3 protein-coding genes are annotated in these 8,468 nt (G+C 69.1%); all 3 read left to right on the top strand.

Annotated elements, in window-relative coordinates; translation table 11 throughout:
• Positions 1 to 4,372 (top strand): alpha-L-arabinofuranosidase C-terminal domain-containing protein (locus tag V6M46_RS12040; RefSeq protein ID WP_332665289.1); only part of this gene is annotated, 4,372 nt, incomplete at its 5' end.
• Between the two features lie 36 nt (positions 4,373 to 4,408).
• Positions 4,409 to 8,095, top strand: a complete 3,687-nt coding sequence (locus V6M46_RS12035; protein ID WP_332665288.1) for an immunoglobulin-like domain-containing protein — start codon at positions 4,409 to 4,411, stop codon at positions 8,093 to 8,095.
• Between the two features lie 2 nt (positions 8,096 to 8,097).
• Positions 8,098 to 8,468, top strand: a 371-nt coding sequence (locus tag V6M46_RS12030) for a hypothetical protein (RefSeq protein WP_332665285.1), incomplete at its 3' end; no start/stop codon positions are given.

Here is an 8,468-nt window from a genome sequence, read left to right as displayed (position 1 = left end):
CATGGTCGACATCCCGGCCGGCGACTTCACCGCGGTCACCAAGGTCTCCGCGCCGGTCGCCAAGGTGTTCCAGGGTGCCGGCCTGATCGCGTGGAAGGACATCGACAACTACGTACGCTCCGGTCTGACGTTCGTCGGGAGTCTCTCGCCGTCCGGCATCGCGATCGAGAACGACATCGAAACCGGAGCCTCGTTCCGTGCGGCGTCCTTCACGGACCGCCCGGGTGCGACCTCGGCGACCCTCCGGCTGCAGCGCGTGGGCGGCGCCATCACGACGAGCTACTGGAACGACGAGACCGACGCGTGGGTGACCGCAGGCTCCGTCGACGTCTCGTTCGACACGACCCAGGTCGGCCTCTACGCGCTCGGCGCCCAGGACGGCACCGAGCTCGCGGCCAGCTTCGACTACTTCTCGGTCGACGCCGCGCAGGGCGCCGACATCGTGCCCGCCACGACGTTCGCCTTGAAGAGCGTCGGCGACCACCCCTACCTGGTCAGCGACGGCACCGACCTGGTGCTGACCGACACGCCTCCGACGGCGAGCCTGCGGCTGACCGCCGAAGCGGCCGGCGACGGAGCCGTCGCCATTCGCACCAAGGACAACGGCCGGCCCGTCGTCATCGCCGACAACCGTCTGACGCTCGGAGCCGAGGGCTCCGACCCGACCGCTCTGCGGCTCACGGACGCCGGCGGCGGGAAGCTCTTCATCCGCAAGGCTTCCGACGGCGCCTCGTACGCGACCGAGGGTGACAACGGTGCGATCACGATGGGCGACCGGCAGGACGCCGCGCGCTTCACGCTCACCGAGGTCGACGACAACACCGCGTCGCTGCTGATCGACGGCGACGGCAAGGGTGCGTCCATCAGCGACACGATGTTCGGCATCTTCTTCGAGGACATCAACTACGCCGCCGACGGTGGCATCTATGCCGAGCTGGTCCGCAACCGCTCGTTCGAGTTCAACTCCTCCGACCGCAGCGGGTTCAACGGCCTCACCGGCTGGCAGACGCTGAACCGCAGCGGCAGCGGCTCGACCGCAACCGTCGTCAACGACGGCGAGCGGCTCAACTCGATGAACCGCAACTACCTCAAGCTCGACGCCGCCGCGGCGGGCGACGGCGTGCGCAACACCAGCTTCAACAACGGGGTGGCGGTCAAGAAGGACGCGACCTACACCGCGTCGGTCTGGGCCCGCAGCACGACTGCGCAGGACCTGACCCTGCGCGTGGAGGACAACGACAACACGGCGGTCGCCGCGACCACGAAGATCGCGATCGACGGAAGCGACACGTGGAAGAAGTACGACGTCGAGGTCACGGCCACCGAGACGACCGATGCGGGCCGGTACGCCGTGCTCGCCGGCGCCGCCTCGACGATCCGGCTCGACATGGTCTCGTTCGTGCCCGAGGACCGCTGGGTCGGCCCGGTCAACGGCAAGTCCGTGCTCCGCAAGGACCTCGCCGAGAAGGTCGCCGACATGAAGCCCTCGTTCGTGCGCTTCCCGGGCGGCTGCGTCACGAACGTCGGCACGTTCAGGTCGTACGAGGAGAGCAACTACACCGACCGCAAGCGGACGTACCAGTGGAAGGAAACGATCGGTCCGATCGAGGAGCGCCCGACGAACTGGAACTTCTGGGGCTACAACCAGTCGTACGGCATCGGCTACCTGGAGTACTTCGAGCTTGCCGAGGACCTCGGCGCCGAGCCGCTCCCGGTGCTGTCGGTCGGCGCCAACGGCTGCGGCGGTGCCGGCCTGGCCGAGATGCACGACCCCGACCAGATCGCCCGCTGGGTCGACGACACGGTCGACCTGATCGAGTTCGCCAACGGCGGCACGGACACCGAGTGGGGCGCCAAGCGCGCCGCGCTCGGGCACCCCGAGCCGTTCGACATGAAGATGATCGGCCTGGGCAACGAGGAGAACACCACGACGTTCGAGGCCAACTTCCCGGCGTTCCGCGACGCGGTCAAGGCGAAGTACCCGGACATGCAGATCATCTCCAACTCCGGACCCGACTCGTCCGGCGCGCGCTTCGACACCCTGTGGGACTTCAACCGGGAGCAGAAGGTCGACATGGTCGACGAGCACTACTACCGCGACCCGAGCTGGTTCCTGGCCAACAACCACCGCTACGACACGTACGACCGCAACGGACCCAAGGTCTTCCTCGGTGAGTACGCGTCGCGCGGCAACACGTTCGCGAACGCGCTGTCGGAGGCGTCGTACATGACGGCCCTGCAGCGCAACGCTGACGTCGTGCGGTTGGCGTCGTACGCGCCCCTGCTGGCCAACGAGTCCAACGTGCAGTGGACGCCGGACGCGATCTGGTTCGACAACGACGAGTCATGGGCGTCGGCCAACTGGGAAGTCCAGAAGATGTTCGGCAACAACGTCGGCGACGAGGTCGTGCCGAGCTCGTTCGACGGCGCGGTCAACCAGCCCGAGGACATCTCCGGTGGTGTCTTCCTGTCGACCTGGAGCACCGCGGCGGAGTATGACAACCTCACCGTGAAGTCCAACGAGACCGGGGACACGCTGTTCTCGGACACGTTCGACGACGCGTCCAAGTGGTCGCCGCAGTCGGGCACCTGGGCCGCGACCGGCGGCAAGTACGTCCAGTCGTCGACCTCGGTCAACGACGCGCGCAGCATCGTCACGGGCGCGTACTCCAAGGACTGGAGCAACTACACGCTGGAGCTCGACGCCACCAAGCAGGCCGGCGCCGAGGGCTTCCTCGTCGGCTTCGGCGCGAAGGCCACGAACGACTTCTACTGGTGGAACATCGGCGGCTGGGGCAACACCCGATCGGTGCTGCAGAAGGCGTCCGGCGGAGCCGCCAGCGAGGTCAAGGCACTGGAGGGCAAGAGCCTCACGACCGGCCAGACGTACCGCGTCAAGATCGTCGTCGAGGGGCACACGATCTCGCTCTACCTCGACGGTGAGCTGCAGATGACGTACGACGAGTCGGCCTCGACCGAGAAGCTGTTCCAGGTCGTGACCCGCGACAAGTTGTCCGGAGACCTGGTCGCCAAGGTCGTCAACACCTCGACCAAGCCGGTCCGCACGGCCGTCGACATCTCAGACGTCGGGGTCAAGGGCGCCGGCACGGTCACACAGCTGACCGCGTCGTCGCTGTCGGACATGAACTCCAAGTCCAACCCGACCAAGGTCGTCCCGGTAACGACGACGCGGAGCGGGCTCTCGGACTCGTTCACGTACGAGTTCCCGGCCTCGTCGGTCACGTTCCTCCGTATGGAGACCGTCGACGCCGAGGCGCCGGTCGTGTCGAGCCTCGAGCTCGCGGGCGACAGCTCGCGCGGCAACTACGCCGATCCGGTGACGGTCAACGTCGAGGCGACCGACGACCGCGCGGTCGATCACCTCGAGGTGTCCGTCGACGGTGGCGCATTCGCCTCGAAGGACGGCGCGAGCGCATCATTCGAGGTGGCCGGCAATGGCGTGCACACCGTGGCCGTACGCGCGGTCGACTCGTCCGGCAACGTCGGGGAGATCCGGCCGGTGACGTTCACGATCGACGCGACTGCGCCGGTCTCCAAGGCCGTCGTCGACGCCGAGGCCCGCACCGTCACGATCACGGCGGCGGACTCCGGCGCAGGCCTCGACCGCATCGAGTACCGGGTCGGCGCCGGGGAGTGGTCGACGTACACGGAACCCCTGACGGTCGGTGACGAGGAGACGACCGTCGAGTTCCGCGCCGTCGACCGGCTCGGCAACGTCGAGGTGCCCAACACGAGCATCGTGCCCGCCAAGGGCCAGCCGCTCGCGGCAACCGTCACGGCGTTCACGCTGTCCAGCACGGCGGTCAAGGTCGGCGACAAGGTGACGGCGACCGTGCGGGTGAAGGCCACCAGCGGCATCCCGACCGGGGAGGTGTCGATCCTGTCCGGCTCGACGCTGCTCGGGTCCGGCGTGCTGGCCAACGGGCAGCTGACCCTCAGCCTGAAGGCAGTCACGATCGGCGTCGGCACCAAGACGCTCGTCGCCCGGTACGCCGGCAACGCCGAGTTCGCCGCCTCCGAGGACTCCGCAGGCATCACGGTGTCCAAGGCGACCTCGCGCACGAAGGCGTCGATCTCGGCGACGACCATCACGAGGTCGCAGAACGCCAGGATGTCGGTGCTGGTCTCGGCGAGTCCGTCGACGCCACTCGCAGGCACCGCGACAGTACGGGTCTACCGCAACGGCAAGCTCGTCACGGAACGCACTGTGCGGGTCAGCTCGACGGGCCGGGCCAGCATCACGCTGCCGCGCCTGTCGAGGCGAGACACCTACACCCTCCGGGTGAAGTACTCCGGCTCGCCGACCGTCCTCGGCTCGTCCGCCGCGTCCATGTATCTCCGAGTGAAGTAGGCAGCCGTGATCACCACCACCAGCAAGGGGCGTTCCATGAAGATCACCAAGGTGTCGCGGGGCTTCATCGCGGCTGCGTTGAGCGCCGCCGTGACGGCGGCAGGTCTCGCGGCGGTGCCGGCCTCGGCCAGCGACGTGTCAACCGGGCTCGTCGCCTGGTACAAGCTCGACGAGACCAGCGGCACCACCGCGGTCGACTCGTCGGGCAACGGGCGCAATGGCACGGTCGCCGGCACGGCATCGTGGAACGCCGGCGACGGCTTCACGTTCGGCGGCGGTACGAACGGCAGCGGCAACGCGATCGCGCTGCCCAACAACCTGTTGTCCGGCCTCGACGACGTGAGCGTCGACTTCGACGTGTTGGTCGACCCGACGCTGACCGGGAACTACTTCATGTTCAACCTGGGCAACGTGGCGGCCTGGCCCAACGGAACGGGCTACCTGTTCGTGACCGGCAAGGACTCGGGCGGCTTCTATCGCGGCACCATGGCGTCGGGCGGCTTCGCGACGGAGCAGAGCGCATCCCGCGCCGGTGGGCTGAGCGCCGGCGTGTGGAAACACGTCACGCTGACGATCGACGGCGGCACGCCGGAGTCGCCCGGCACCAGCAAGCTGTACGAGGACGGCGTGCTCGTCGCGACGAATTCCAACATCACCGCCAAGCCGTCGCAGATCGGTGAGCCGGACGGAACCTCGAACCGCAACTTCATCGGCCGTTCGGCATACGCGGACGACCGCTCCTTCAAGGGCTCGATTCGCGACTTCCGGATCTACGACCGCGCGCTCGACGAGGCGGACGCGGCGACGCTGTCCGCCAAGACGTCGACCGCGGCAACCGACGCCGACAAGGCCGCCCTGACCTTGGGCGACACCTCGGCCGTCACCGGCAACCTGACGCTGCCGCTGAAGGGCTCGGCCGGCTCGACGATCACCTGGGCCTCGTCAGCGCCGGCCACAGTCAGCGCTGCGGGCGCCGTCACCCGGCCGGCGCACGGCTCCGGCGACGCGGCTGTCACCCTCACGGCGACCATCACCCACGGTGCCGTGAGCACGACGAAGGAGTTCCAGGTCACGGTGCTCGAGGACGAGCTCGACGACGCCGGCAAGGTCCGGGCTGCGCTCGACGCGATCGAGCTGGTGCACCCCGACGACGTACGCGGGAACCTGACGCTGCCGACCAAGGGATCGTCGGCGACGGCGTTCAGCTGGGCGTCGTCCAACCCCGACGTCGTGACCCCGACCGGCGAGGTGACCCGGCCTGCACACGGCGCCGACCCGGTCGAGCTCACGCTCACCGCCACCGGCTCGCTCAACAGCACGACCGACACCCGCGAGTTCGCCGTGACGGTCAAGCCGGCTCCGGCAGCGCTCGACTTCGAGGCGTACGCGTTCGCCTACTTCGCCGGCGAGAGCACGGACGACGGCGAGAAGATCTACCTGGCGAGCAGCAAGGGCGACGACCCGCTCGACTACGACGAGCTGAACGACGGCAAGCCCGTCCTCTCGTCACAGTTCGGCACGAAGGGCCTGCGCGACCCGTTCATCATCCGCTCGCACGAGGGTGACCGGTTCTACCTGCTCGCGACCGATCTCAAGGCGTACCCCGCCGTCGACTTCGGCGAGGCGCAGGAGACCGGCAGCAAGTACCTCGAGGTGTGGGAGTCCACTGACCTCGTGAACTGGTCCGATCAGCGGCACGTCAAGGTGTCGTCGGACTTCGCCGGCAACACGTGGGCGCCGGAGTCGTTCTACGACGAGAACACCGGCGAGTACGTCGTCTACTGGGCGACCGCGCTCTACCCGACGACCGAGACGGCCGGCCGCGACATCAACACGTCGTACCAGCAGATGGTGTACGCCACGACGCGCGACTTCGTGACGTTCAGCGACCCGAAGCCGTGGGTCGACGTCAAGCGCGGCACCGGGCGCGGCATGATCGACGCGACCGTGGTGCAGGACGGCGACACGTTCTACCGCGTCATCAAGGACGAGGCGTCGATGACCCCGCGCCAGGAGAAGTCGACCGACCTCCGCGCCACGGTCAGCGGCACGCTGCCGACCACGACCTCCACCCCGGGCTGGCAGCTCGTCAAGGAGAAGGTCGGCGTCGGCCAGCCCAACCCGTGGGGCGGCACGTTCAGTGGCGGTGAGGGTCCGACGGTCTTCCGCGACAACGACGACCCGGACCACTGGATCATGTTCATCGATCAGCCGAGCTATCACGGCGGCCAGGGTTACATGGCGTTCGAGACGCACGACATCGCGTCGGCGGACTGGAAGTCGGTGCCCGACGCGGACCTGCCGAGCAGCCCGAGGCACGGCACGGTGCTGCCGGTCACGCAGGAAGAGCTCGACCGGATGCGACTCAACCTGCAGCCGGACCTGCTCGTCGAGTCGGTCGACCCGTTGACGGCGACCACCAAGGCCGGCACGGCGCCGGTGCTGCCTGAGCAGGCCACGGTCCACTACGCCGACGGCTCGACGCAGCAGAAGACCGTCGACTGGGACGATGTCGACCCCGCGCAGTACGCGGACCTGGGCACGTTCGAGGTCGAGGGTGACGTCGCTCCGGGTTCGACGATCCGCGCCAAGGTGACCGTCACGGTGACCGACGCGCTCGACCCGAGCGTCACCCTGTCGACCGACCCGGTCAACCCCGACGGCGAGGCCGGCTGGTGGACGTCCGCACCGGTCAACGTCACGGCGGCGGGCTTCGACGACCGCGCGGTCGCCAAGGTCGAGACGTCCGTCGACGAAGGCCCGTGGGTGCCCGTCGACGGCGTGGAGGTCACGGTGCCGGTCACCGGGGAGGGCGAGCACTCCGTACGTGCGAGGGCCACCGACGCGAGCGGCAACGTCTCGCCGGTGCAGACGCTCGACCTCAGGATCGACACCGCGGCGCCGATCAGCAAGGGCACGGTCGACATCGCCGCGCGTACCGTCAGCATCGTCGCCGCCGACGAGACGTCGGGCGTGGCCCGCGTCGAGTCGAGGATCGGAACGTCGGGGGAGTGGGTCGCGGGCGCTTCGGTCGCCGTCGGTTCGGGCGAGACGATCGTGCAGCTCCGCGCGGTCGACAAGGCCGGCCACGTCGAGGAGCCGAACACCGTGACCGTGCCCGCCGTCGGGCAGGGCCTGCACGACTCGGTGACGGTGGCGACGCTGTCGGCGACCAAGGCCCGCTACGGCTCGAGCGTCACGGTCACGGCCAAGGTCAACGGGTCCGGTCCGACGCCGACCGGCGCCGTCCGCGTGCTCTCCGGGGACACCCTCGTCGGCAGCGGCGCGCTGGTCGACGGTCGCACCACGATGACCGTCAACACCGCCGACCTCGGCTCGGTCGGGACGCATGAGCTCACGGTCCGCTACGACGGTGACGCGGAGTATCGCGCGTCGGACGACGTCGTGACGCTGACGGTGACCAAGGCGTCGTCGAAGGTGTCGCTGACGATCCCGTCGCGGATCACGAGGACATCGCAGGCGAAGATCAAGGTGGCCGTGCTGGCCAGCCCGACGACACCGGTCGCTGGTCGCGCGACGATCCGAGTCCGGTCCGACGGCAAGGTCTATGTCCGTCGCACCGTGACGCTCGACTCGACCGGCCGCGCGACGGTCACGCTGCCGAGACTGGGCGCGCGGTCGTACAGCCTGAGCGTCTCGTACACGGGCAGCCCGACCGTCGACCCGGTGACCCGCACCGTGACGCTGCGGGTGACGCGTTAGGCATGCCCGCGCTGCACGAGCTCGACCGCGCGGACGCGGTCCGGGGTCGCCACCACGGTCACTGGGTGGCGACCCTGGACCGGCTGCGCGCACGAGGCAAGGACGATGCCGGGCTCGAGCTGCTCCTCGAGTGCATGGCTGCCGCCGAGCGGGAGGCGTGGGCGGCGCGGGCCGCGCCGACGCCGGTGTACGCCCATCGGGCAGCGGTGATCCATCGGCGGCGGCAGGACTACGTCGCCGAGGTCGAGGTCCTGGAGCGGTGGATCGCGGCCTGCCCCGAGCCGCGGGATCCCCACAGCCGGCTGGCCGTGCGGCTCGTCAAGGCGCGCCGCCTGCGCGACGCTGCCAGCGGTCAGGCGCGGCGGAGCGCGTA

The sequence above is a fragment of the Aeromicrobium sp. genome, from assembly GCF_036676885.1.
Classification (GTDB): domain Bacteria; phylum Actinomycetota; class Actinomycetes; order Propionibacteriales; family Nocardioidaceae; genus Aeromicrobium.
This window is presented reverse-complemented; position numbering and strand designations above follow the sequence as displayed.